General features: G+C 64.6%; 22 protein-coding genes. 13 read left to right on the forward strand and 9 right to left on the reverse strand.

The window, feature by feature from the left end:
- Nucleotides 1-17: 17 nt before the first annotated feature.
- Together ACVWY6_RS00540 and ACVWY6_RS00545 are read right to left on the reverse strand one after the other, a co-directional pair.
- Nucleotides 18-1,088 (reverse strand): YihY/virulence factor BrkB family protein, encoded by a 1,071-nt coding sequence (locus ACVWY6_RS00540; protein WP_400720784.1) that lies wholly within the window; start codon nucleotides 1,086-1,088, stop codon nucleotides 18-20.
- Nucleotides 1,089-1,090: 2 nt separating this feature from the next.
- The gene (locus tag ACVWY6_RS00545) at nucleotides 1,091-1,267 is read right to left on the reverse strand and encodes a hypothetical protein (RefSeq protein WP_165842595.1); all 177 of its coding nucleotides are present in this window, start codon (nucleotides 1,265-1,267) and stop codon (nucleotides 1,091-1,093) included.
- A 145-nt stretch (nucleotides 1,268-1,412) separates the two neighbouring features.
- On the opposite strand from ACVWY6_RS00545, the gene ACVWY6_RS00550 reads away from it, so the two are divergent.
- Both ACVWY6_RS00550 and ACVWY6_RS00555 read left to right on the forward strand, forming a co-directional pair.
- Entirely contained in the window at nucleotides 1,413-1,724 is a 312-nt protein-coding gene (locus ACVWY6_RS00550; RefSeq protein ID WP_023957628.1) for a GlsB/YeaQ/YmgE family stress response membrane protein, read from the forward strand.
- Between the two features lie 67 nt (nucleotides 1,725-1,791).
- Nucleotides 1,792-3,102, forward strand: a complete 1,311-nt coding sequence (locus ACVWY6_RS00555) for a lipase family protein (RefSeq protein WP_457535571.1) — start codon at nucleotides 1,792-1,794, stop codon at nucleotides 3,100-3,102.
- 10 nt (nucleotides 3,103-3,112) lie between these two features.
- Here the strand turns inward: ACVWY6_RS00555 and ACVWY6_RS00560 are convergent, their stop codons facing one another.
- The gene (locus tag ACVWY6_RS00560; RefSeq protein ID WP_457535572.1) at nucleotides 3,113-3,541 is read right to left on the reverse strand and encodes an SRPBCC family protein; all 429 of its coding nucleotides are present in this window, start codon (nucleotides 3,539-3,541) and stop codon (nucleotides 3,113-3,115) included.
- Nucleotides 3,542-3,658: 117 nt separating this feature from the next.
- Here ACVWY6_RS00560 and ACVWY6_RS00565 point away from each other — a divergent pair, with 117 nt between their 5' ends.
- From ACVWY6_RS00565 to ACVWY6_RS00575, 3 genes are read left to right on the forward strand one after another with little or no spacing between them, the layout of a single operon-like run.
- Entirely contained in the window at nucleotides 3,659-5,038 is a 1,380-nt protein-coding gene (locus ACVWY6_RS00565; protein ID WP_457535574.1) for a WS/DGAT/MGAT family O-acyltransferase, read from the forward strand.
- 58 nt (nucleotides 5,039-5,096) lie between these two features.
- Entirely contained in the window at nucleotides 5,097-6,971 is a 1,875-nt protein-coding gene (gene ggt / locus ACVWY6_RS00570) for a gamma-glutamyltransferase (protein ID WP_457536826.1), read from the forward strand.
- 14 nt (nucleotides 6,972-6,985) lie between these two features.
- Nucleotides 6,986-7,939 (forward strand): aldo/keto reductase, encoded by a 954-nt coding sequence (locus ACVWY6_RS00575; RefSeq protein ID WP_457535576.1) that lies wholly within the window; start codon nucleotides 6,986-6,988, stop codon nucleotides 7,937-7,939.
- Here ACVWY6_RS00575 and ACVWY6_RS00580 read toward each other — a convergent pair.
- A complete protein-coding gene (locus ACVWY6_RS00580; protein ID WP_062797597.1) occupies nucleotides 7,933-9,060 on the reverse strand; it encodes an NDMA-dependent alcohol dehydrogenase in 1,128 nt (375 codons plus the stop codon). The two genes, ACVWY6_RS00575 and ACVWY6_RS00580, sit on opposite strands and share 7 nt — an antisense overlap.
- 313 nt (nucleotides 9,061-9,373) lie before the next feature.
- Between ACVWY6_RS00580 and ACVWY6_RS00585 the strand changes: the two genes are divergently transcribed.
- From ACVWY6_RS00585 to ACVWY6_RS00600, 4 genes are read left to right on the forward strand one after another with little or no spacing between them, the layout of a single operon-like run.
- Complete coding sequence (locus tag ACVWY6_RS00585; protein WP_457535578.1) at nucleotides 9,374-9,898, forward strand: MSMEG_0572/Sll0783 family nitrogen starvation response protein; 525 nt, start codon at nucleotides 9,374-9,376, stop codon at nucleotides 9,896-9,898.
- A gap of 10 nt (nucleotides 9,899-9,908) precedes the next feature.
- A complete protein-coding gene (locus ACVWY6_RS00590; protein WP_457535579.1) occupies nucleotides 9,909-10,808 on the forward strand; it encodes a carbon-nitrogen hydrolase family protein in 900 nt (299 codons plus the stop codon).
- A complete protein-coding gene (locus ACVWY6_RS00595) occupies nucleotides 10,801-12,108 on the forward strand; it encodes an MSMEG_0569 family flavin-dependent oxidoreductase (RefSeq protein ID WP_457535581.1) in 1,308 nt (435 codons plus the stop codon). Before ACVWY6_RS00590 ends, ACVWY6_RS00595 begins: the two co-directional genes overlap by 8 nt.
- Nucleotides 12,109-12,149: 41 nt before the next feature.
- Complete coding sequence (locus ACVWY6_RS00600; RefSeq protein WP_457535583.1) at nucleotides 12,150-13,067, forward strand: TIGR03854 family LLM class F420-dependent oxidoreductase; 918 nt, start codon at nucleotides 12,150-12,152, stop codon at nucleotides 13,065-13,067.
- Between the two features lie 77 nt (nucleotides 13,068-13,144).
- Here the strand turns inward: ACVWY6_RS00600 and ACVWY6_RS00605 are convergent, their stop codons facing one another.
- A complete protein-coding gene (locus tag ACVWY6_RS00605; RefSeq protein WP_457535585.1) occupies nucleotides 13,145-14,464 on the reverse strand; it encodes a DUF222 domain-containing protein in 1,320 nt (439 codons plus the stop codon).
- Nucleotides 14,465-14,903: 439 nt separating this feature from the next.
- On the opposite strand from ACVWY6_RS00605, the gene ACVWY6_RS00610 reads away from it, so the two are divergent.
- The gene (locus tag ACVWY6_RS00610) at nucleotides 14,904-15,788 is read left to right on the forward strand and encodes an NmrA family NAD(P)-binding protein (RefSeq protein ID WP_457535587.1); all 885 of its coding nucleotides are present in this window, start codon (nucleotides 14,904-14,906) and stop codon (nucleotides 15,786-15,788) included.
- A 184-nt stretch (nucleotides 15,789-15,972) separates the two neighbouring features.
- Nucleotides 15,973-17,088, forward strand: coding sequence for an alpha/beta hydrolase (locus tag ACVWY6_RS00615; RefSeq protein WP_457535589.1), 1,116 nt, complete (start codon nucleotides 15,973-15,975; stop codon nucleotides 17,086-17,088).
- A 13-nt stretch (nucleotides 17,089-17,101) separates the two neighbouring features.
- Here ACVWY6_RS00615 and ACVWY6_RS00620 read toward each other — a convergent pair whose 3' ends face one another.
- From ACVWY6_RS00620 to ACVWY6_RS00635, 4 genes are all read right to left on the reverse strand, one after another.
- The gene (locus tag ACVWY6_RS00620; RefSeq protein ID WP_457535590.1) at nucleotides 17,102-17,431 is read right to left on the reverse strand and encodes a YchJ family protein; all 330 of its coding nucleotides are present in this window, start codon (nucleotides 17,429-17,431) and stop codon (nucleotides 17,102-17,104) included.
- A gap of 74 nt (nucleotides 17,432-17,505) precedes the next feature.
- Nucleotides 17,506-17,952 carry a GNAT family N-acetyltransferase gene (locus ACVWY6_RS00625; protein WP_457535592.1) on the reverse strand — a complete coding sequence of 149 codons (447 nt, stop codon included), beginning with the start codon at nucleotides 17,950-17,952 and terminating at the stop codon, nucleotides 17,506-17,508.
- A 529-nt stretch (nucleotides 17,953-18,481) separates the two neighbouring features.
- A complete protein-coding gene (locus tag ACVWY6_RS00630; protein ID WP_457535593.1) occupies nucleotides 18,482-20,968 on the reverse strand; it encodes an ABC transporter permease in 2,487 nt (828 codons plus the stop codon).
- 17 nt (nucleotides 20,969-20,985) lie between these two features.
- Nucleotides 20,986-21,756, reverse strand: coding sequence for an ABC transporter ATP-binding protein (locus ACVWY6_RS00635; RefSeq protein WP_457535595.1), 771 nt, complete (start codon nucleotides 21,754-21,756; stop codon nucleotides 20,986-20,988).
- A gap of 109 nt (nucleotides 21,757-21,865) precedes the next feature.
- Here ACVWY6_RS00635 and ACVWY6_RS00640 point away from each other — a divergent pair, with 109 nt between their 5' ends.
- Together ACVWY6_RS00640 and ACVWY6_RS00645 are read left to right on the forward strand one after the other, a co-directional pair.
- Entirely contained in the window at nucleotides 21,866-23,116 is a 1,251-nt protein-coding gene (locus ACVWY6_RS00640) for a sensor histidine kinase (protein WP_457535597.1), read from the forward strand.
- A complete protein-coding gene (locus ACVWY6_RS00645) occupies nucleotides 23,104-23,748 on the forward strand; it encodes a response regulator transcription factor (protein ID WP_062797047.1) in 645 nt (214 codons plus the stop codon). The genes ACVWY6_RS00640 and ACVWY6_RS00645 overlap by 13 nt, the downstream gene beginning before the upstream one ends.
- The last annotated feature ends 55 nt before the right edge of the window (nucleotides 23,749-23,803 follow it).

Genomic DNA, 23,803 nt, shown 5'->3' on the forward strand with positions numbered 1-23,803 from the left:
CTTCGGAAAAACTTGCCCTATTTGTCAGGCGTCATCGTCTGGCCCTGGGATTCGCGTAGGGCCCGACCTCTCTCTACGAACTTCTGGTCGGTTGCTTCGTTCTTGTCCGATGCCTTGGTGTCCCGCGGCGGGAGTTGCAGGCGCTCTTCGGCCGGCAGACCTGCCTGGAGCTGCCGACCGCGCTCGAGCTCGGAGTCGAATTCGGCACCGAACAGCAACGCGAGGTTGGTGAGCCAGAGCCACAGCAAGAACACGATGACACCAGCGAGGGCGCCATAGGTCTTGTTGTAGTTGCTGAAGTTCGCGACGTACAACGCGAACAGGGCCGAGGCGACGATCCAGGTGACGATGGCGAGGATGGCGCCGGCGCTCACCCAGCGGAACTTCGGCTGCTTCACGTTCGGGGTGGCCCAGTAGAGGATTGCGACAACCAGGATCACGAAGATCAAGACCACCGGCCAGCGTGCGATGTTCCAGATGGTCAGGGCCGAGTCGCCCAGGCCGATGGCGTCTCCTATCGACTTCGCGACCGGACCACTGACGGCAAGCATGAAGGCAACCGCCGCGGCCATGATCAGCGCGATCAGGGTGACGAGCAGCATGACCGGACGCAATTTCCAGATCGGCCGACCTTCGTCGATCTCGTACATCCGGTTCATCGCCCGGCCGAAGGCCCCCACGTAACCGGACGCCGACCACAGGGCGCCGACGAGACCGAGGACCAGGGCGAACCCCGCACTGGGCGCGGCAACGAGTTGTTCGATGGGTCCGCGCAGGGTGTCGACCGCGGACGAGGGTCCGAGGTCGTCGACCATCTTCAGTACTGCGTCAGTGGTTTTCTGACCTTGTCCGAACACACCAAGCAGCGAGACCAAGGCAAGCAGCGCGGGGAACAGCGACAGCACCGAGTAGTACGTGAGTGCTGCCGCGATGTCGGTGCACTGATCGCGCGAGAACTCCCGCAGCGTCTTCCGAAGCACGAACATGAAGGAGTGCTTGGTCAGCTGAGTCGGGGATTCGGGTTTGCGCGGATCTTCCGGATCGGGTGAGTCCGGGTTGTCCCGCACGTCCTCGCGCTGCTTGCTCATGATCAGTTGTCGCCGTTCTTGGCGTCGTCGACCAGGGCTTGTTCGTGCTCTGCTCGCTTGGCCAGCTCGTCGTCGTTCAGATGTTTCGGCGACTTCGCGTGCTCGTGGTGATCCGGATTGACCGTCTCGGTCGGGATCATGACGTTGTCCAAGGTGGGGTCATCTTTTGCTGAACTCATGGACGGGGGATAGCCCGGTGGGGGAGCGTTGAAACGCTCACGCGCCAAAATCTGTACGTTTGCAAAGTTCGACATTGGGAACCTTTACTGAGCGCCTGGCCGCTCTGCTGCGGTCGGCAAAGACAACCGACGATAGGAAATTACTGTGAGTACTACTGCTGCGGCTGTTGAAATCCTTGCTGAACGCTCCACCACCACCACATCGGTGGGTGTGATCGGCTACATCATCATCGGCGGTCTCGCTGGATGGATTGCCAGCAAGTTCATGGGCACCGACAAGCAGATGGGCATCCTGCTCAACATCGTGGTCGGCGTGCTCGGCGCGTTCCTCGGTGGCTTCCTGCTCAGCTTCGCTTTCGACACGGCCAGCGGCGGTTGGTTCTTCACCTTCCTCACGGCACTGCTCGGAGCGGTTATCCTGCTCGCGATCGTCAAGGCAGTCACCAAACGCCGATAGAGGGCACACTTCTACCCGGCGCGGGCCAACGGTCCGCGCCGGTTTTGTTTTCTCACCAAGGATCCTGATGACGCAACTTCTGATCGACGACGATTGGACCCCCGAGGCGACCGCGCCGATACCGTCACGGTGGAGCAGGCCATCCCCACCCGGGGTCGACCCGTTCTATGTGCCTCCGGCCGGTTTCGACACCCTGCCCGAAGGCACGCTGCTCCGCAGTCGAGAGATCCGGTTGGCGTTGCTGGGGATCATCCCGCAGAAGGCCAAGGCATGGCAGTTGCTCTACCGGAGCAGTGATCTGCACCGGAACGCCGAGCCCGCGGTGACGACGGTGTTGCTGCCTGCCGACGCGGACCCGGCCGAGCCCCGTCCGTTGCTCGCGTACCAGTGCGCCATCGACGCGGTGTCGGCGAAGTGTTTTCCGTCGTATGTCTTCCAGCAGGGCGCGTGGTCGCCCGGAAGCGTTCCGCCCTTCGAGATGTTCATCATCGCCAATGCGCTGCAACGTGGTTGGGCCGTGAGCATCGCTGATCACGAGGGGATGAACGGCTACTTCGGCGCCCCTCGGGAACCCGGTTATCGCGTACTCGACGGCGTTCGTGCCGCGATGACGTTTGCGCCGCTGGGTCTGGACGCGTCGACACCTGTTGGGGTGTGGGGATATTCGGGCGGCGGCATGGCGTCATCGTGGGTCGCGGAGATGGCGCCGGAGTACGCGCCGGAGATCAACATCGTCGGTGCAGCACTCGGTGCGCCCGTCGGAGATCCCGGTGAGACGTACATTCGTCTCAACAGCACCTTGTACGCCGGTCTGCCCGCTCTTGTGGTCGCCGGTCTGCGACACATCTACCCGGGCCTGAAGCAGGTGATCGAGGCCCACGTCGACGAGGAGGGCCGCAACCGGCTGGACATGATCGAGTCGATGTCAACGGTGGAAGCCGTGATCCGTTTCGCCAAGGACGATTTCGACAACTACACCAAGATTCCGCTTGCCGATGTGCTCGCCAGACCCGAGCTGCTCGAGCTTTTCGACGACATCAGACTCGGTGACCGCATCCCGGACTGTCCGCTGCTGGTACTGCACCCCGTGCATGACCAGATCATTGCCGTCGAGGACATCGACGGCCAGGTGGAGCGGTACGAAAAGGGCGGTGCGCATGTCACCTACGTGCGTGACCGCCTGAGCGAACACCTTTCCTTGATGGTGTTGTCGGCGCCGGTGGTGCTCGACTGGTTGTCGGATCGGTTCGACAACGCGCCCCTTCCAGAGTCGGCCCGCAGCACGGTGTGGTCGACTGCTTTCCGGATGGCGTCGCTGTCCGGATTCCTCGGAGTCGGTAGGGCGGCGGCGAAAGCGCTTCTCTCCCGCCGCCTTTGACCGATGTCCTTCAGCTCTTGACCTGGTCGCGCAATCCCTTGGTGGCCATTTCGAGAATTGCTTTTTGACCACGTTTGATGATGAAGCCGGGAACCGGCGCCTTCGGGTCGAGCATCATCTCGAACTCGACGTGGGTGCCCTTGTCGGTCTCGGTCAGCCGGTATTCGGCGTGCTGTGCCTTCTGCTGCGAACTCTCGACGAGATCCCAGGTGACGCCCGTGTCCGACCAGGTGTAGTCCAGGACCTGGTCGTCGGAGATACCGAGGAGCGACGCCTTCATCTTGACCCGCATGGGCCGCCCGTCGGGATGCCGGTCGATGACCTCCACACTCTTGTGGATCGATGACCAGGACGGCATCGATTCCACGTCGGCGATCGCATCCAGGATCTGTGCCGGTGTCGCGTCGATGTCAATGCTTGTGCTTCCGCTGACTGCCATGGGAAAACCGTAACGGATCGCTCGTCTATGTGACATCGGATGTGGGTAAGTTCGTTTGGCGATACGAAAACGCGAGACGCGGCATACTTCTGACGTGTCTCGAGAAGGGGGCAGCTGATGCCTTTGATGCCGATCACCGAATCGATGTTCCTGCTGGCCGAAACGCGTGAGCATCCCATGCACGTCGGGGGACTGCAGCTGTTCGTCCCGCCAGACGGTGAGGCCGAGGATTTCGGAGAGTTCGTCTACGAAACCTTTTGCAAGCAGACCGATGTGGCGCGTCTGTTCCGCAAACGACCCGCCTCGCCCGTGAACGTGATGGGCACCCTGCGGTGGACTCACGACAAAGAGCTCGACTTCGACTATCACGTGAGACGTGCGGTGCTGCCGCGTCCGGGTCGTATCCGTGAACTGCTCAAGTACGTATCTGCACAGCACGGTGGCCTGATGGACCGGCACCGGCCGATGTGGGAGGTCCACGTCATCGAAGGTCTCGCCGACGGCCGGCTCGCGCTCTACACGAAGGTGCATCACTCTCTGGTCGACGGGGTTTCGGCGCTGCGACTACTCGAACGGGCGCTCAGTACCGACCCCGAGGACCGCAACGGCAAGGCGCCGTGGGACCCGGCCCTGTTCCGCCGGCCGAAGAAGGACGGCGGATCCCGTGGATCGCTGAATCCACTGCATCTGGTGTCCGACGGCGTGAAGCTCGCCGGTGACATCGCGAGTCTGGCCCCGGCGGGTCTGCGGATCGGCATGCACGGACTGCGCGATCCGAACCTGGTGTTGCCGACCGGGGCGCCCAAGACGATGTTGAACGTACCGATCGGAGGGGCTCGACGATTCGCTGCCCAGCAATGGCCGAAGACCCGGATACGTTCGGTGGCAAAGATTCTCGAGATCTCCACCAACGACGTCATCATCGCGATGTGTGCTGGTGCCTTGCGGTCGTACCTCCTCGACCGGAACGCGCTGCCGAGCGCGCCCCTGATCGCGATGGTCCCGGTGTCGATGCGCGAGGCCGGCGCGGACTATTCGGAGGGCAACGCCGTCACCACGATGCTCTGCAACCTCGGCACCAACGAGGCCGATCCCGCACGACGGCTGGCCGTGGTCACGGGGTCGACGCGTCAGGGGAAACGGATGATCAAGGACCTCACGCCGATGCAAGCGCTGGGTTTCGGTGGCGTCACCATGGCGCCGCTGCTGTTCTCCACGGTTCCCGGATTCGTTCGCTACACGCCCCCACCGTTCAACATCGTCATCTCCAACGTGCCGGGATCGTCGCGGCGGTTGTACTGGAACGGGGCCCGTCTCGACGGGGTGTACCCGGTATCGATCGCGTTGGACGGGCAAGCCCTGAACATCACCGTCACCATGACGGCAGGGAAGGTGAACTTCGGACTGATCGGTGCCCGCAGCTCCATCCCCCACCTGCAGAGATTGCTGGTCCACCTCGAGAATGCGCTGGTCGAGCTGGAGAAGCTCGGTGGCTGAACGGATTCGGCGTTCCCGTGGTCGCCTGGCGTGTGTCGGCGCGGCCGTGATCATCGGGATGTCGATGGTGGTGTCGTGCTCAAACGACGAGGCGGCACCCGATGTGTGTGCGATCCCGTCGGGCCCGAACGGTGGCACGGCCGCACCTGCTGCGACGGCCGCAACCCCCGACACCACCGAGAACCTGTCGACGAATCCTGAGGTCGCGACGGGATATCGCTCGAACATGACTGCGGTGCAGACCACTTCGTTCGCGGCGGCCACCGCAAATCCGCTGGCGACCCAGGCTGCGTGCGAGGTTCTCGCAGACGGTGGCGACGCCGCTGATGCCCTGGTCGCCGCGCAGATGGTGTTGGGCCTGGTCGAACCGCAGAGCTCCGGGATCGGTGGAGGTGCGTTCGCGTTGTACTACGACGCGGACGATCGGTCGGTGCAGGCGTTCGACGGCCGCGAGGTGGCCCCGGCCGCGGCAACCGAGAACTACTTGCGCTGGATCGATGACACCAACCGGACCGAGCCCGTACCCGATGCGCGCGCGAGCGGCCGGTCCATCGGTGTTCCGGGCGTCCTGCGCATGCTCGAGTTGATGCAGTCCGAGCACGGAAACACCGAGTGGCGCAGCCTCTTCGAGCCTGCCGTCGCCCTTGCTGATGACGGATTCTCCATCAGTCCCCGGCTGGCGGCCGCAATCGACGACTCGGCCACGGATCTCGGCGCAGACCCCGATGCGAGAAGTTACTTCCTGCAACCCGACGGTTCGCCGAAACCTGCGGGGGAGACGCTCACCAACCCGGCGTACTCGAAAACGTTGGGTGCCATCGCATCCGACGGTGCGGAGGCGTTCTACAGCGGCGACATCGCACAGGCGATCGTCGCCGAAGCGGTGTCGACGGCGAACGGGATGACCCCGTCGCAGATGACGGTCACCGACCTGGCCAACTACGAGGCCAAGGTGCGCGAGCCGATCTGCGTGCCGTATCGGGACAACCAGGTCTGCGGCATGCCCACCCCGTCGTCCGGTGGGATCGCGGTGGCCTCGACGCTCGGCATCTTGTCGAACTTCCCGATGGATCAGTATCCGCCGACCGCTCTTGATCTCAATGGCGGAAAGCCCTCGGTCAACGGTGTGCACCTGATCTCCGAGGCGGAGCGGCTTGCCTATGCCGACCGGGACAAGTACGTCGCCGACTCCGACTTCGTGCCGTTGCCCGGTGGCAGTTCCGAGGCGTTGCTCGACCCCACCTACCTCAAAGGCCGCGCCGCACTGATCAATCCCGACCGTTCGATGGGTACGGCAACAGCTGGGACGTTCGACACCGGCCCGATGGGCTGGTTCGCCGGAGTGGAACACGGCACCAGCCACATCTCTGTCGTCGACGCCGAGGGCGACGCGGCGTCGATGACAACAACCGTCGAGTCGTCGTTCGGGTCTTTCCACATGGTCGACGGCTTTCTGCTGAACAACCAGATGACCGACTTCTCCGCCGAACCCACCGACCCTCAGGGCGCGCCACTGGCCAACCGGGTCGAGCCAGGCAAACGACCACGCAGTTCCATGGCCCCGACGCTGGTTTTCGAGGCCGCCGACAACGGTCTCGGGCAGCTGAAGATGGTGGTCGGATCCCCCGGCGGCTCGGTGATCATCCAGTTCGTCGTGAAAACCCTGGTGGGACTCATCGATTGGGGCATGGATCCCCAGCAGGCGGTCTCGATGGTCGACTTCGGAGCCGCGAACTCCCCGAAGACCAATGTGGGTGGGGAGCACCCGAACATCTCGGGGCCCGACGAGCCCCTGGTGACGGGGTTGCAGAACCTGGGTCACACAGTTGAACTCGCCGACCAGTCCAGCGGCCTGAGCGCACTCCTGCGAACGGAGACGGGATGGTCGGGAGGCGCGGATCCCCGACGTGAGGGAATCGTCCTCGGCGACTGACGGTTGAACATCGCATGGCACGTATCGGAAGTTCTGACCTGGATGTCTACCCGCTCAACCTCGGTGGCAACACCTTCGGCTGGACCAGTGACGCGGCCGAGTCGTTCGCGGTGCTCGATACGTTCGTGTCCGCCGGCGGCAACTTCATCGACACCTCCGACAGCTACATGGCGTCGGCGCCCGGGAACGTCGGCGGAGAGTCGGAGACGATTCTCGGCGAATGGTTCACCAGACGTGGCCAGCGCGACGACATCGTCCTGGCCACCAAGGTGAGCCGTCACCCCGAGTTCCTGGGCCTGGCACCCGACAACATCGCGCGTGCGGCCGAGGCATCACTGCGACGCCTGAAGACCGACCACATCGATCTGTACTACGCGCACTACGACGACCCGGATGTGCCGCTGGCCGACACCCTGGGTGCTTTCGACGCCTTGGTGAAGGCGGGGAAGGTGCGCCACATCGGTATCTCGAACTATTCAGCCGAGCGGATCAAGGAGTGGATCGACGTCGCCGAGGCCAACCGGTTCGCCAAACCGATTGCCCTGCAGCCGCATTACAGCCTGGTGGCGCGCCAGCCATTCGAGGACGAACTGCGTCCGCTCGCCGAGGAGTTCGGGCTTGGCGTCTTCCCGTACTGGGCCTTGGCAAGCGGGTTCCTCACCGGCAAGTACCGCACCGCCGGGGACGTCGCGGGTGTCGCGCGAAGCAAGATCGTGGAGCGGTATTTCAGCCCCGAAGGGTTGGCTGTGGTGGATGAGCTCGATCGCGTCGCCCGATCTCGCGGCGTGCAGATCGCGACCGTCGCCCTGGCATGGACCCGTCAGCAGCCGACAGTGGTCGCCCCGATCGTCAGCGCCAGGTCACCCGAGCAGCTCAAAGCTCTGCTCGGGTCGGTCGACCTGACGCTGACCGTCGAGGAACTGGCCCGACTTGACGATGTGTCGGCGAAGGTTCCTGCCGGTCAGTAGTCGTCGTCGCCGTAGATGATGACGCCGCGGAGGTTCTTGCCGTCGGCCATGTCGCGGTAGCCCTGGTTGATGTCCTCGAGCTTGTAGGTTCTGGTCACCAGCTCGTCGAGCTTGAGTGCACCGCTGCGGTAGAGGTTGAGCAGCTTCGGGATCTGCGTGCGGGGACCGACACCACCGAAGATCGCGCCCTGGACGCGCTTCTGCAACAGGGTGAGTTCGAACAGGTTGAGGTCGGTGGCCACCTGGTCGTACGGTCCCATCGCGGTGACGATGACCTGGCCGCCCTTGCCGGTGAGGGACAGGCCCTGCTGGACGTACTCGCCCTTGACCACACCCATGGTGAGGATGACCGTGTTGGCCATGGCGCCCCAGGTGAGGTCGGCGATGTCGGCGGCGGCTTCTTCCATCGACGCGTAGGTGTGGGTGGCGCCGAAGTCCAGCGCGGTCTTCCGTTTGTCCTCCACCGGGTCGATCGCCACGACGAACCGCGCGCCTGCGTGGGCGGCACCCTGAACCGAGTTGATACCCACGCCGCCGATACCGGCGACCACCACGGTGTCACCGGGCCGGGTGTTGCCGATGTCGACTGCTGATCCCCAGCCCGTGGAGACACCACAACCGAGCAGTGCTGCCTTGTCGAGGGGGATGTCCTTCTCGATCTTCACGACCGACGCCTGGTGAACCGTGACGTAGGGGGCAAAGGTGCCGAGCAGGCACATCTGGACCACGGGAGCGCCGTCTTTGGTGACGCGGAAGGTGCCGTCGGAGATCGCCTGGCCGGTGAGCAGTCCGGCACCGAGGTCGCAGATGTTCTGCAGACCCTTGGCGCACGACGGACACGTGCCACAGGCGGGGATGAACGCGAGCACCACGTGGTCACCCTCTTCGAGGCCGGACACCCCTGGCCCGACCTTGGTGATGACGCCGGCGCCCTCGTGGCCGCCGAGGACCGGAAGGATCGGGATCGGACTGGACCCGTCGACGACGTGGGCGTCGGAGTGGCAGAGCCCGGATGCGGCCAGGCGTACCTGGACCTCTCCGGCGACCGGGTCACCGAGATCGATCTCATCGATCTTCCAGTCGGTGTTCAACTCGGTCAGGATTGCGGCCTTGGTTTTCATCGCGGTGACTCTCTGCTCGCGGCCTGGCACTGTGACCCAGTCCCTGACCATGCACTTGCTGTGACCCATGCCACCTTACTGATGAATCAAGCTGTGTGCCGCGAATCCGTCAGAACCGGAAACGCCTGTGGTCAGATGCATGCCCGACCGGGCTGAGAGCACCACGAAACAACCTGTTAGTCCCGGCGTGACCATCCTGAAATGGAGCGGGCCTGTACTTGGTCCAAGGCCGAACGCAGCACATCGACGTGCCGCGCGCCTTGTGAAACCCAAGTCCCGCACTGCCTTTGATCGCACCATGTCAGGAGACATCATGTCCGATATCGATCAGTTGATTGCCGAGAATATCAAGAAGTCGTTGGCTGAGATCCCGCATCCGTCGTTGCCGAAGGGCAGCAACATTTATGGGGGGACGAAGTTGTTCCCGGATTATCAGGCCGAGAACGGGGAAACGTACTTCACGTTGGTTCATGGGATTGCGCATGAGTCGTCGGTGAGTTTTGTGGCGGTGTTGCAGGCGACGCGGGCGTTGCGGAAGGGGTTTGAGTCGGCGTTGTATTTTTATGGCCCTGGTGCGATCAACTGTCTGGCGACGCGTGGTTTTCCGACGACGGGTGATTCGGGTTTCCCGGGGGAGCAGAACATCAATGATTCGTTGGCAACGTTCATCGGTGAGGGTGGGACGGTGTATTGCTGTCGGTTCGGGTTGGCACTTCATGGTGGTCGTGAGGAGGATTTGATCGAGGGTGTGATTCCGGCTCATCCGCTTGATGTGCAGGATGCGTTGATTCATTACGCCCGTAAGGGTGCCATCATCAACTCCACGTACATGGTCTGAGGACGCCGAAATGACCATCCTCGCAGGCGTTTCCGCAAACTTCACGCGCGATCTCGACCAGAACTATGCCCTGATCGCCACGCTTGCCGACCAGGCCAGGCAGCAGGGCGTCGACTTCTTGGCCCTGCCCGAGGCGGCGATAGGGGGCTACCTGTCGTCGCTGGGCAATCACGGTGACACCGTCAAGAACACCAATCGGTCACTGCCGCCGGCCATCTCGGTGAACGGGCCCGAACTGCAGAAGGTGCAGAGCATCGTCGGCGACCTCGTGGTGGCGATCGGTTTCTGCGAGCTGGCAGACGACGGGGAAACGCGGTACAACGCCGCGGCGCTGCTCGACGGTGGTCAGATCTACGGCACCTACCGCAAGGTGCATCAGCCGCTCGGCGAGAACATGTCGTACTCCGCCGGAGACGGGTATCCCGTTTTCGAGACGCCGGTAGGCCGCATCGGGCTGCAGATCTGTTACGACAAAGCATTTCCCGAAGCCGCACGCGTGATGGCGCTCGACGGTGCCGAGATCATCGCCAGTCTGTCGGCCTGGCCGGCCGCCCGTACCGCTCGCGCCGACAACCTGCAGGAGGACCGGTGGACCTACCGGTTCAACCAATTCGACATCGCCCGAGCCCTGGACAACCAGGTGTTCTGGGTGGCGTCCAACCAGTCGGGCACGTTCGGGTCTCTCAACTACGTGGGTAACGCCAAGGTGGTCGACCCCGGCGGGAACATCCTGGCGACCACTCTGCTCGGCAGCGGTATGGCGGTGGCCGAAGTGGACATCACGGCGGCGTTCGAGCAGATGCGGGGCGGTATGTTCCATCTCCGTGATCGCCGACCGGACGTGTACTCCCGGGTGACCGAACTCGACGAAGCCCGCACCGCGACCTGGCGGGAGTTGGCACATGCCTGAGGTAGCAAAACACATTCCGGTGGTGATCGTCGGCGGTGGGCAGGCCGGTCTCTCGGTCAGCTGGTATCTGGGGCGCCAGGACATCGAGCACCTCGTCGTCGAGGCCAAGACCCCCGTGCATGCGTGGTCCGACACCCGCTGGGACAACTTCACGCTTGTGACACCCAACTGGCACTGCCGACTTCCGGGTTACCCGTATGCGGGCTCGGATCCCGATGGCTTCATGAAGCGTGACGAGGTGGTCGAGTGGCTGAACGGCTGGCTCGATACCTTCACCCCTCCGCTGCGCACCAACACCCGGGTGACCCGGCTTCGTCAGGCCCACGGCGGCGGTTTTGAGCTGACCCTGTTGTCGGAGGCCGGATCGGAGACGGTGACGTGTGACGACGTAGTGGTCGCAACCGGCGGATACCCCGTCCCGGTCGTGCCGCCGTACGCCCCCTCTCTGGACCCCGCTGTGGTGCAACTCCATTCGGAGCAATACCGCAATCCGGAGCAACTCCCCGAGGGAGCCGTACTGGTTGTCGGCACGGGCCAGTCCGGGGCGCAGATCGCGGAAGACCTGCACCTGGCCGGGCGTCGGGTGCATCTGGCGATGGGCAAGGCGCCCCGCGTTGCGCGCTTCTACCGCGGCCGGGACTGCATGACTTGGCTCGCCGACATGGGCGTCTACGACATCGGTGTGCAGGAGTATCCCGGCGGCCAGGCCGCGCGCGAGAAGACCAATCACTACGTCACCGGCCGCGATGGTGGCCGCGACATCGACCTGCGCGAGTTCGCGTCGCAGGGGATGAAGTTGTACGGGCTGCTGGAGAACGGCAAAGACACAAGGCTCGAGTTCGCGCCGACCCTTCGTGCATCGCTCGATTCGGCTGACACCGTGTACAACTCGATCTGCCAGGACATCGACCGGCACATCGAACGCGAGGGCATCGACGCACCGCCGGCGACTCGCTACGAGCCGGTCTGGGAACCGGACTCCGAGCCCACCTCGCTCGATCTGACCGAGGCGGGTGTCACCAGCATCATCTGGGCGATCGGCTACCGGCCCGACTACCGGTGGATCGAGGCCAGCGTGTTCGACGGTGCCGCCCGCCCGATGCAGACGCGAGGGATCACTGCCGTTCCGGGGCTCTCGTTCATCGGGTTGCCCTGGATGTACACGTGGGGGTCGGGTCGGTTCCATGGGATCGACCGAGATGCGGCGCATGTCGCGGCCGCGATCATCGACCGGACCCGTCCCGCCACGAACGGCAGCCGGCCGGTGACCGACGGGGCAACACTCGCCACCACACCCTGACGGTTGCTTTGGCCCACGCAGCGATGTGCGACCGTTGACGGATGAAGGTTCGCATCGGAGTCGGAGTTGTCTCGTCCACGGACCGGTCGCTCGCGGCAGGTCCCGCCCTGGCGGAGCTCGTCGACGAGTCCGAACGACGTGGCATCGACTCGCTGTGGCTGTCGGATCAGGCCTCATCTGCACACCACGTCGATCCGCTGATCGGGCTGGCCTACGCCGCGGGCCGAACCGAGAAGTTGAAACTCGGCACCGGGGTGCTGGTCCTGCCCGGCCGTAACCCTGCGCTGGTCGCCGCGCAGTTGGCCGGCCTCGCAGCGACCGCTCCGGGCCGGATTCTCCCGGCGTTCGGCGTTCAACCGGCGACGGTGTCCGACCGGACGATGTACCCCGTACCTCCCGGTCAGCGCGGCGCAGTCTTCGAGGAGGCACTCTCCGTGGTGAGGGCGTTGCTCACCGAACCGTCAGTAACCTTCGAGGGCAGCTTCTTTCACCTCGACGAGGCAACTGTGGGCCCGCGCCCAGCAAAACCACTCGACTTGTGGCTCGGCGGGCGCCTCCCGGTCAGCATGAGTCGGATCGGGCGACTGGCCGACGGGTGGCTGGGCAGCTTCGTCACTCCCGGTGAGGCCGCCGACTGTCGACGGCAGATCGAAGCCGCTGCCTCAGAGGCCGGCCGGGAGGTGGAGCCCGATCACTACGGCACGAATCTCATTGTCGCACCGCACGGTTCCGACGACACCGCCGTCGACACCGTGATCGCCGCTGTTGCACGTCGGCGAAAGGATCTCGCCGATCCGCAGCGGCTGGTGTGCCGGGGCTGGGACGAGGCCCGTTCTGAACTCGGCCGTTTCGTCGACGCCGGTATCACCAAGTTTGTGGTGCGCCCGGTGGTGCCCGTCGAGTCGATCGCCGAGTTTCTCGACCAGATGGCCGACGAACTGTTGCCCTTGCAAAACTGAGCACCCAACTCGCCTTCACGCTATGGAGTTGTCAAAGAGCAGATCCAGGTCACTTGGTGACGGTGTAGGCGAGCGTTCTAGGCTGCTGCCGGTGTGTTGGTGGTCCGGTGATGCGCAGGTATCGGCTTTTGCTCGCGGTCAACGCTTTTGGGCGGCGTGAACCACGGATGCCCATCGTTGCCTATGGCGACGGACCATCCGTGGTGGTGGATCATCCGGTGATGGTGCCGGCACAGTAGGACGGTATTGCTGAGGCTGGTGCTCCCGCCGGCTGACCAGTGCTCGATGTGGTGGGCATCGGTCCATCCGGCGGGCCGCCCGCAGCCGGGGAACGCGCACCCACAGTCGCGTGCCAGCAACGCTTTACGGATTGCCGGGGTGACCGTGCGATGCTCGCGGCCGACATCAAGCGGTACCCGCTCACCGTTCAAGATCATCGACGTCAACGTTGCATCGCAGGCCAGCATCTGCGCCGCTCGGCCACTGACCGGGCCCATCCACTGCAACCGGAACGCGGACCGATACCCCTTGTCGTCGAGGAACCGGGTGTACTCGTCGGTCGGCGCGGCCGGATCAGGTGGCGCCACGCCTTCCCCGGCCAACTCGCGGGCATCGACGGTCACCGTCAGATGCGGGCGCACACCACCGACCGTGGGCCGATCTTCGGCCTGCAGGTAAGCATCGATCAACCGCTCGAGCCCCTCGGCCATCCGTTGCGCCGTCGATCGCTGGTCAGGTGTGCCATCCTCGCCCGGAATCGGCCGAGTCAGGGGGTCCAGGCCCGTCAACAGTTTCTCGCCGAGAATCGCATCGACATCGAACCTGCCGCGCATCCGTCCATCGGGACTCAGGCCTAGCGACAGAGTGTTCAGCTCGGTGTTCTCCGCCACCGGCACGCCACCGGAATCAACAGCCAGGGCGAATGCGTCTCCCCGGGCTCGTTCCCCGATCTCGGTAGGCGTTGCACCCGACCACGCCTGCCCCAACAGACGATTCACGCATGCTTCACGCGCAGGGCCAGGTAACTGCGCCACGGCACGTTCCACATGTGCGATGCCCCGCACGATCGCATCGACCTGCTCGCCTGAGAAGTCACCTTCCGCAGCATGATCGGCCACCCGGGGCAGCGACACCAACGCCCGGCCGACCCGCACCATCCGGTGCGCGCACCCCGGCGCCAGCCCGCCGGCCATCAGCAACGACGCGGTAGACGACTCACCAGATCTCTTGGCCACGCCCCGCCGGTCCAGTGCGCCCACCCACACCGACATGACGTGATCAACGAGATGGCGAATCTTGATCAACGCCACCACCTGTTCGGCCAATTCATCATCGGCCTCGGGTGGTGACCCCTGCGCAACCACAGCCAGCGCTGTGCGGATTCCCCCGATATCCATGGCATAACGATAGAACAAACTATCGGTTCGCACAAGTGTTCGATTGAAGTTATTTCGTTGCATCCCAGGGTCTTTGGGGCAATTGGCACCATCGAACCGTCCAGTCTAACGACCGGGTCTGACATCGTGTCGGGGCAGCGATGCCTGACCGTGCGGCATCAAGGCATCCAGGCTTCAAGGGCCTCACCACCTGTGGGTCGGATGGCCGTTCCAGGCACCTCTGCCCTCATCCGCCGGGTCGATTGTCCAATAGCCCTGTGAAATCGTGCCCCATGCGGCCAACTCCGACCAACCTGCCAATTGGTCGGAAGAGGTTGGCAGCAGCAAGCATTCGAGCCAGGCAGCTATCGTCCAACCTGCTACCCGTGTGCTGAAGAACCTGTTTGTCGGTGCTGTGTTGCATCATGTCGACACGCAAGTGCAGAAGGAAGGTGACGTCATGACGATTGTGGTGACAACCCCAACCGGTCGGGTCGGGTCGCGAGTGACGCAACTGCTCATCCAGGCTGGGGTACGTCCGAGATTGCTGGTGCGGGATACCGCGAAAGTCCCAGCTGCAGTGCGTACAAAGGCGGACATCGTCGAGGTGGACCTCGGCGACGCCCCCGCGGTCGCGCGGGCCTGCTCAGGGGCGCGGGCTCTCTACTGGGTCGATCCACCGACCGACGACGATGACCCGGTCGCGGGGTACGACCGCATGGGTGCCAGCGCCGCCCGCGCCATCGTGGAATGCGGCATCGAGCGCGTGGTGTTCCAGAGCAGCGTGGGCGCAGAGGCAAGGCATGGTTTCGGTGAGATCGACGGGCTGGGGAAGACCGAGGATCGCCTCGACAGCACTGGCGCTGCTGTCACTCACTTGCGATGTGGGTATTTCTTCACGAACTTGTTGATGGACTTGGAGAGCCTCCGGAATGGGGTTCTCGCCACCACGCTGCCAGTCGACCAACGGATTTCGTTTGTCGACCCCCGGGACGTCGGGGATGTTGCTGTCGCCCGACTCTTGTCGGACGGTTGGGCGGGACGCCACACGCAAGGCGTCCTGGGTCCGGCCGACTTGTCGTTCAGCGAGGTTGCAGACATTCTCTCCGCCGCGTCGGGTCGCGAGATCGTTGCCCAGCAGGTATCGGATGATGTTGTGGCACAGCAACTCGCGAACTTCGGAATGACGCCCGCCCAGGTGGACGGGGTTGTCGGCATGTTGCGCGGCTTCCGCGGCGACTTCCTACCGGAGAACCGTCGCGACGCCATCAGCACCACCCCGACCACGCTGGAGTCCTGGGCGTATTCAGTGCTGCGGCCGGCGTTGCGCGCGGTGGGCGAGTGATGGGTCAGTACACCTCTGCCGCGGCGAACTTGTCCGCGAAGTCGTCGGCGGGCGGAATGGGGTGATGACGTCGATCAATACGCCGTCCGGCCCGTCGAGAATGAGGAGGCCGTCCGCATGATCGATGAACGGAGGACTCGGCCGACTTCGGCCCCGATCCCCGGCCGGCCTTAGGATGGGCGACATGGTGATGGCTGACCGGTCCGAGGTCCAGACGGCGTCCATGCCGGTTACTGCCCTGACTGTCGTCGGGCTGGCCGAGAGCTTGCTGAACGGCCTTGCCAGAGTGCCGTTTCGACGCCCGTGGCAGGGACCCGGTGGCTTGCTGGACAACCTGGGGCAGTCGGTCACCCGGCAGGTCGTCCGATCGTTCATGGGTTACTCGATGGGGCTGCCCATCGAGGAGTTCAGGTCGATGGAGAAGATCCTCGACGACATCTGCCGCGTCGTCATGCCTCCGTTCATCGAACTCACCGACAGCGTCGAGATCACACATGACACGATCGGCGGGGTCGACGGCATCTGGTGTCGTGCCAAGGCCAGTTCGGATGCCTACGTGGACAATTGCGACGACAAGCAGACGATCGGCGCCACGATCCTCTACCTGCACGGCGGTGGATATATCGGCACGTCCCCCATCATGTACGCAGCATTCGCAGCATCGTTGGTGAAGAACACTGGTTATGAGGTGTTCATCGCCGACTATCGGATGGCGCCGGAGTTCCCGTTCCCCGCCGGTGTGCACGACGCGGCAGACGTCTTCCAAGGTCTCCTCGACCGCGGGGTCGACCCGGAGCACCTCGTGGTCGCCGGTGACTCCGGTGGCGGCGGCCTCGCGACATCTCTGATCTCGTACCTACACTCCCGATCACTGCCCGTTCCGGCCGCGTTGGCCCTGTTCTCCCCGGAGATCGATCTCGAGCTCGATCATCCGTCGATCACCGACAACGCCCAATACGACATCCTGCCCTGGAACATTCCGGTGACCCCGTACCTGCAAGGCGTCCAGCCGAACGACGAGCGTGTGTCAGCGGTGTACGCCATGGCAGATCCGGAGTGGTTTCCGCCGACCTTTGTGTGCTGGGGCGGCGACGAGATGTTTCGCGACGGGATCAGGAAGTTCGCCGACGGCTTGGACAAAGCCGGAGTCAAGGTGCACGCGATGGAAGAGCGCGGCATGTTTCATGTGTTCCCGATCCTCATGCCGTGGGCCGAGGCATCCAAGCGCGTGTTCATCGCACTCCACGACCTGGCCGGACGGCACGTCACCCCCGACCACGACGCCGAACAGACCCACTGAGGCGGCCAGGTGGTCAGTCGGGCGCGACCACACCGTCGACGTACACCCAGCGACCTTCGTGCCTCTCGAACCGGCTCCGTTCGTGCAAGGTGCCCGCGCCTGAACCTTTGATCCGGTAGAACGCGGTGAACTCCACCTCGCCGACGGAATCGAAGAGCGACCCGTGCAACGTGGACTCGATGTCGAGTCGGTACCACCGCATCGTGGCGTCGAGGTCCAGCACGTCGGGCCGGGTCCGGGGATGCCAGCTGTACAACAGGTAGTCCGCATCACCCACGGCGAACGCACTGAACCGAGAACGCATCAGCGCCTCGGCGGTCGGCGCCTTACGGACCCGGGACACCAGAGGTCCGCAGCAGTCGTCCCAGATCAGCCCACTGCTACACGGACAACGCCGGGGGCCGGAAGGAGGAGGGGTCACCGCACCATCACATCATTGTCGCGGGTGAACCCATGCCGCGAATACAGCGGTATTGACAGCTCGCTCGGGGAGAGAATCACTTTGCGGTATCCGCGAACCTCTGCATTGTGGAGAACGCAATCGACCAGTTGCGCGCCGATTCCGCCGCCTCGGTACTCGGACCGTACATAAAGGTGGCCGAGATAGCCCCAGCTGCCGGCCGCGCTGGTCCTGGGGCTCGGCATGCGCGTGTATTCGGTCAGGCACACCATTCCGACGGCCTGGTCCGGTGCGTGCGCAACCCAGACCGTGCGTTGGGGGTCGTCGGTCCATGACCTGACGGCCGCGGTGAAACTGGGTTCACCACGCCATGGGCCGATGGCATCGTCAGATTCCTGTGCCCACGACCATCTGAGCTCAGCGACAGCGGATGCCGCAGGGCTGTCAGTTATCAGAATCGACAAGGTTTTAGACCCTTAAAAGACAACCATGCCCCGCTCTGTACAGAGCGGGGCATGATGCAAAACCGTTCGATCCGGCCGTGACGGGTTGAACCCGCGGACGCGGATCGGGGCAAGCGTCGGTTCGAGAACCGAATCAGCCTGCGAGGCCGCCGAGGAACTCAGCGTTGTCGATGAGGAACTGGAAGACGTCAAGCAATGCAAGTTCGAAAGTCGAGGTCATGACTTTCCTTTCGTGTTCAGTTGGACCGTGGACGGGTTGACCACGGTCGGATTACACCGCTGCAGTTCTAGAGTGTGAACCCGGATGACATTGTGGCAGCTTCTGCGAGCCACCGCACGACGAGGGCTGCCATGGGCCGTCGGCGGGCTTTGGTGTCCGTAAGGATTCAATAACATTCTGCGGCAACATAAGTCGCGCCGTCTAATGCCCGTGGTAATGCGGAAGTCGCCTCTTTGTCCCTTGTCGGCGGCTCACGGGTCACCTGTTGTGCATATTGTTTTAACCTACTGTTATTGATTGTGAACCGAGCTAAAGGCCTCTGACCTGGCGCTCGAGGCCTATCGCCCGGCGGGCGGTCAGCGTGATGGCGGCGAAGCCCAGCACGGTCGTGGCGCCGACGATGACCCCGAAGGCCGATGGCGAGAAGACGGGGAACGGCACGCCCGACACCGCGATCGCGATGCCGGCCAGAGGTGGGTAGGCGATCACCGTGCCCGCGATTGCCGCGACCGCCACCGCGATCAGGGACTCCAAACGAATCATGCCGCGTACCTGCCGCGGGCCCGCACCGAGCAATTGCAGCAATGCGAACTCGCGACGTCGCGCCGAGGTCATCAGCACCAGGGTGTTGACCACTGCGATGCCGAGGAAACCCAGCAGCACCGCGAGCGCCACGACGTTCACGGAGTCCTGCGCCCGCTGGTCCTGCCGAATGGCCCCGGCGAATCCGTCGCTCCTCATCACGGTCAAGCCACCAGTGGCTTCGATGGCCCGGTGCGCCTCGTCGACCCGCCCCGGTGCCGCCGACACCAACACCTGGTCGACCAGTCCGGTCGTCGTGTGCTCTCGTACCTGCGCTGCCGGGAGTGTCACATCGCCGAAGCCGAGACCTCGGTCGTAGGTTGCGACAACCCGTGGTGTGATCACAGCGCCGTCACCCATCCGAAGCGTCACGGTGTCTCCGACATCCGCGCTCATCGCCGACGACGCGTCGCGGCTGAGCGCCACCGCGCCGTCGGTCAGCTGCTGAAGGTCGCCCTCCCGGACATCAAGATCCATCGTGGCAGTGGCGCTCGCGGCGTCGATGCCTTGCACGGGATACGCCTCGGTGGTCGGGGCCTCGGAACTGTCCGTCGTGAACAGGGCCTTGGTGCGGGTGACCGGGTTGACCGCCCGCACCGCGTCCATCGACGCGATCGCCCCGGCGAGTTGGGGGTTGATGCCGCCGGGACCGGTCACAACCAGATCGGCCGTGGTGCCGCTCTCGGATTGGCTTTCGGCTGCTGCGGTCACCGTGCTCTGGCTGAACAGTTGCACCGCCCCGATCGCGATCGCCAAGGCCAGCGGCGTGATCGCCGCGGCAAGCCGGCGTCCATGGGCGTTGAGGTTGGCGGCCGCCAACACCGGCCCGGCCGAACCGGTGCGCAGCATCGGGCCGGAGACCACGCGCATGGCGCCCGAGACGAGGGCCGGACCCAGAAGGGCGAGAGCGATGACGAGGAGAACCGCAGACCCCCCGGCACCGGCCATCGCCGCAGGTCCGGGGATGAAGGCAGGCAGGGTTGCAGTCACCAGCCCGCTCACCCCGACCGCCAGTCCGAGGATCACGCGGGTCCGGCTCAGCTTCTCCGGCTCCACCGCTGACTCGCGCAGCGCATCGATGGGGTCGAGGCGAGCCGGTCGTCGAGCGGAGACCGCCGCAGCGAGCCGGGCGGTCGCGACCGCGGCGGCGACTGCGACAAGAGCCGGGACCGGTCCGTAGGCAAGCGAGAAGTCCGGCGGCACGATGCCTGCGTCGGCGAATCGGCCCCGCAGGACACCGGCCAGCAGATAGCCGGGTGCCACTCCCAGAAGTGCCGCCACACAGGCGATGGCCCACGTCTCGGCGCCGATCAGTTTGTGTATCTGACGCGGTGTCGCGCCGGTCGCGCGCAGCAGCGCGAAGTCGTGGCGGCGCTGCTGGACCGACAACGACAGCGTGCTCGACACGACGAACACAGCGATCATCAAGGCCACCCCGGCAAGTGCCGAGCTGAGCGCCACCAGCTCGCCGCGCGCCGCGCCGATGTCGACGTACTCGGCGTCCGCACGTGACGGACCGGTGTAGGTGTCCACCTCGAGTCCGGGCAGGTGATCACGAACTCGGGAGGCGAGCGTCTCGGCGTCCACCCCGTCCTGGCCGACCAGACCGATCGTCGCCACCGTGCCCGTATGCGGCCAGAGTTGCTGTATCCGAACGTCGTCCAGGAACACCGTCGCCGGGCGGCCACCGGGTTCGGATGTGGATGTGCCGGCCACACCGACAACGGTGTACGCGTGGGCGACTCCGCCATGACGCAGCGTCACCTTCTGGCCCAGGTCAGCTGAACCCGTCATCACCACCTCGTCCGGTCCGGCCGGTGGGTGGCCGGCGGTGATGCTGTACGGCGCGAGAACCGCCGACGACCATCCGTGCGCATCGAACACGCGCCCGCTGTCGTCGGTGAGGGGAGCGCTGATGTCGCCGACCGCCGACCGGACGCCGGGTAGCGCCGAGAGTTCGGCGACCGTCGACTCGGGAAGCCGCGCTCGTTCGATGTAGGGCTGGTCGACGTCCTCGGTGATGTCAAGCGATTGCGGAGCCCCGACCAACACGTCGGCGCCGGAAAGGCGGTGCGGTGTGACGCCTCCGCGAATCCCGGACTCGAACAGCACCCCGAGTGCGCACACCAAGAGGGCGGCGGAGAAGACCGTGACGAATACGGCCGTAAAGCTGTTGCGATGTTCTCTCAGGTTCGCGGCAGCGATGCTGCCCATGCTTGAACGTTGCATCGTCACCACTGCCCGAGGTCGGTGAGCGACTGAGCGATGGCCTCGGCGGTCGGTCCTTCGAGGTGGCCGGCCAGGCGGCCGTCGGCGAGGAACAAGACGCGGTCGGCCTGCGCTGCCGCGACCGGATCATGGGTGACCATCACCACCGTCTGTCCCAGTTCGGTCGACGCACCGCGCAAGAGCCCGAGGATCTGATGACCGGTCCGGCTGTCGAGCGCTCCGGTGGGTTCGTCGGCGAAGATGACGCGCGGTCGGGTGATGAGCGCACGCGCGATGGCGACCCGCTGTTGCTGCCCGCCGGAGAGTTCGGCGGGACGACGTCGGCTCATCTTCGCGAGCCCCACCGACGCCAGCGCGTTCTCCACGCGCGCGCGATCAGCGGTTCGGCCGGCCAGCAGGAGCGGCAATGTGACGTTCTGCTCCACGGTCAGCGACGACAGCAGGTTGTAGGCCTGGAACACGAAGCCGATGTGGTCGCGTCGGAATGTGGTGCGCGCCTTCTGCTTGAGGGCGCTGATCTCGGTGTCTCCCAGCCAAATCGAGCCACTTGTGGGTTGGTCGAGTCCGGCAGCACAGTGCAGGAACGTGCTCTTGCCCGAGCCGGACGGGCCCATGATCGCGGTGAATCCCCGCGGCGGCAACGTGAGACTGACGGAGTCCAGCGCGGTGATCTGGCCACGGCCTGAGGAATAGCTCTTGGTGACGTTGTCCAGGCGCAGCGCGGGTGTCGGCGTCAACGATTTCAGGGGTTGAACGGGTGCTGTTGAAGTCATGTCAGCAACGCTATGAACCGGCGAGCCACCGGACCATCCCGCTGGCCACCCAACCAATGGTGTAGCCCGCTATACCGTTTTCGCGCGGTGGTTACGGCATCCTGGAGCGATGAGTCGAAGCGAACAGGCCGCGAAGTGGTGGCGGGCATGTCGTTTCTTGATGGTCGAAGGCGCCGCGGCGCTGGTGTCGTTGGTGTTCGTGTTCGGCGCGCTGATCATCGCGCCGTTGCTGATCCTCTTCGTCGGATGGCTGCTGGTTCCCGCTTACGTGCGGGTGTTGCGCTTCTGGGCGGGCGAGGCGCGTCGTCGCACCGGGCGTTACACGGGCGTTGTGATTCCGGAGCGATACCCTCCGATGGAGGATCGCCTGGGATTCAGCGATCTACGAACCATGTTGTGGTCATCGCCGTTTCGCCGCGACGTGGCCTGGGTCACCGGCCACGCATTCGCTGCGCTCGTCGCTGGGTTCGTTGCCGTGGTGCTGCCGCTGGCGGCCATCAACTCGATGTTGATTCCGGCGTACTGGTGGGCGATGCCCGCCGACGAGCCTGTGGGGAACATCTATCTGGTCACGTCGTGGCCCCTGGCCGCCACCATGCCGTTCATTGCGCTCGCCTACGCGGTGATCGCCTGGTGGCTGATCCCTGCGCTGGCACGTGCAATCGCGGGCATGGCCACCAAACTCCTTGCACCCAGGCGTGAAACCGAACTGACGCAACGGGTTACGGAACTGACCGAAAGTCGGGCCGCAGCGCTCGATGCACACGCCGCCGAGTTGCGGCGCATCGAACGCGATCTGCACGACGGTGCCCAGAATCGGTTGGTCGCGGTGGTGATGATGCTCGGTCTGGCTGAACGTTCGCTGCGTGTCGACCCCGAACAAGCTCTGCCGCAACTACTTCGGGCGCAAGACGCCGCATCCGATGCCCTGTCGGAACTGCGGACCCTGGTGCACGACATCTATCCGCCGATCCTCGATGAGCTCGGCCTCGAAGGGGCAGTCGCAGCTCTGGCCGGACGCTCCTCGATCACCTGCGTCCTGGATGTGCGGAACCTGCTGCGTGCACCAGCCGCTGTGGAAGCTGCCGCCTACTTCGTGGTGGCCGAAGCGCTGACCAACGTGGCCAAGCACAGCGGCGCCGAGACCGTGCACCTGACCATCAGCACCCGCGGCGACGACAACGGGAACACGATGGTCATCTCTGTTGTCGACGACGGCCGCGGCGGGGCCGAGGAGACCGCGGGTAGTGGACTGTCGGGAATTCGCCGCCGGGTGGCAGCATTCGAGGGAACGATGACGTTGAACAGCCCTGCAGGCGGGCCGACAGAACTCGAAGTGGAGCTGCCATGCGGATTTTGATCGCCGAGGACGACTCCCTGCTGCGGGAGGGGCTCGCGCTGCTGCTGCGTAGCGTCGGTATCGAGGTGACCGCCGCGGTCGCAGATGCCGAGCAGTTCCTCGAGTCGTTCGACGCGGACCCGCCCGACGGCGCAGTGCTCGACGTCCGCATGCCGCCGACGTTCACCAACGAGGGATTGAAGGCGGCCATCGAGGCACGCCGCCGGGTCCCCAACTTCCCCGTGCTGGTCCTGTCCGCCTACGTCGAGGACAGATACGCCGGCGAACTGCTGGCGGGCAGTGCGTCGGGGGTGGGGTATCTGCTCAAGGAGCGGGTCGGCAAAGTCGAAGAGTTCGTCGACGCGCTCGAACGCGTGGTCGCGGGTGGAACGGTGATGGACCCGGAAGTGGTGTCGCAGTTGATGAGCCGTCGCCGAGCCGACGACCCGATCCGATCGCTCACACCTCGCGAATCGGAGGTGTTGCGGTTGATGGCCGAAGGCCTCGGAAACGCCGACATCGCTCGCAAGCTGGTGGTCAGCGACACTGCCGTGAGCAAACACATCGGCAACATCTTCGCCAAGCTCGGACTGACCACGTCGGATACCGGACATCGTCGAGTACTCGCGGTGCTGGCTCACCTGCGGTCATAGAGACGTCGACCCGGGCCGCCGGCCGATAAGTTAGGGTGACCATACTTAACTGACG

The sequence above is a fragment of the Williamsia sp. R60 genome, assembly GCF_054063855.1.

What these genes read in the sequence shown, in the direction of transcription:
- ACVWY6_RS00645 (WP_062797047.1), top strand. Translation starts at nt 23,104, where the DNA reads ATGCGGATTTTGATCGCCGAGGACGACTCCCTGCTGCGGGAGGGGCTC.
- ACVWY6_RS00565 (WP_457535574.1), top strand. Translation starts at nt 3,659, where the DNA reads ATGCCTTTGATGCCGATCACCGAATCGATGTTCCTGCTGGCCGAAACG.
- ACVWY6_RS00545 (WP_165842595.1), bottom strand. Translation starts at nt 1,267, where the DNA reads ATGAGTTCAGCAAAAGATGACCCCACCTTGGACAACGTCATGATCCCG.
- ACVWY6_RS00600 (WP_457535583.1), top strand. Translation starts at nt 12,150, where the DNA reads ATGAAGGTTCGCATCGGAGTCGGAGTTGTCTCGTCCACGGACCGGTCG.
- ACVWY6_RS00580 (WP_062797597.1), bottom strand. Translation starts at nt 9,060, where the DNA reads ATGAAAACCAAGGCCGCAATCCTGACCGAGTTGAACACCGACTGGAAG.
- ACVWY6_RS00595 (WP_457535581.1), top strand. Translation starts at nt 10,801, where the DNA reads ATGCCTGAGGTAGCAAAACACATTCCGGTGGTGATCGTCGGCGGTGGG.
- ACVWY6_RS00605 (WP_457535585.1), bottom strand. Translation starts at nt 14,464, where the DNA reads ATGGATATCGGGGGAATCCGCACAGCGCTGGCTGTGGTTGCGCAGGGG.
- ACVWY6_RS00585 (WP_457535578.1), top strand. Translation starts at nt 9,374, where the DNA reads ATGTCCGATATCGATCAGTTGATTGCCGAGAATATCAAGAAGTCGTTG.
- ACVWY6_RS00635 (WP_457535595.1), bottom strand. Translation starts at nt 21,756, where the DNA reads ATGACTTCAACAGCACCCGTTCAACCCCTGAAATCGTTGACGCCGACA.
- ACVWY6_RS00615 (WP_457535589.1), top strand. Translation starts at nt 15,973, where the DNA reads ATGGTGATGGCTGACCGGTCCGAGGTCCAGACGGCGTCCATGCCGGTT.
- ACVWY6_RS00540 (WP_400720784.1), bottom strand. Translation starts at nt 1,088, where the DNA reads ATGAGCAAGCAGCGCGAGGACGTGCGGGACAACCCGGACTCACCCGAT.
- ACVWY6_RS00630 (WP_457535593.1), bottom strand. Translation starts at nt 20,968, where the DNA reads ATGGGCAGCATCGCTGCCGCGAACCTGAGAGAACATCGCAACAGCTTT.
- ACVWY6_RS00610 (WP_457535587.1), top strand. Translation starts at nt 14,904, where the DNA reads ATGACGATTGTGGTGACAACCCCAACCGGTCGGGTCGGGTCGCGAGTG.
- ACVWY6_RS00590 (WP_457535579.1), top strand. Translation starts at nt 9,909, where the DNA reads ATGACCATCCTCGCAGGCGTTTCCGCAAACTTCACGCGCGATCTCGAC.
- ACVWY6_RS00555 (WP_457535571.1), top strand. Translation starts at nt 1,792, where the DNA reads ATGACGCAACTTCTGATCGACGACGATTGGACCCCCGAGGCGACCGCG.
- ACVWY6_RS00575 (WP_457535576.1), top strand. Translation starts at nt 6,986, where the DNA reads ATGGCACGTATCGGAAGTTCTGACCTGGATGTCTACCCGCTCAACCTC.
- ACVWY6_RS00560 (WP_457535572.1), bottom strand. Translation starts at nt 3,541, where the DNA reads ATGGCAGTCAGCGGAAGCACAAGCATTGACATCGACGCGACACCGGCA.
- ggt (WP_457536826.1), top strand. Translation starts at nt 5,097, where the DNA reads ATGTCGATGGTGGTGTCGTGCTCAAACGACGAGGCGGCACCCGATGTG.
- ACVWY6_RS00640 (WP_457535597.1), top strand. Translation starts at nt 21,866, where the DNA reads ATGAGTCGAAGCGAACAGGCCGCGAAGTGGTGGCGGGCATGTCGTTTC.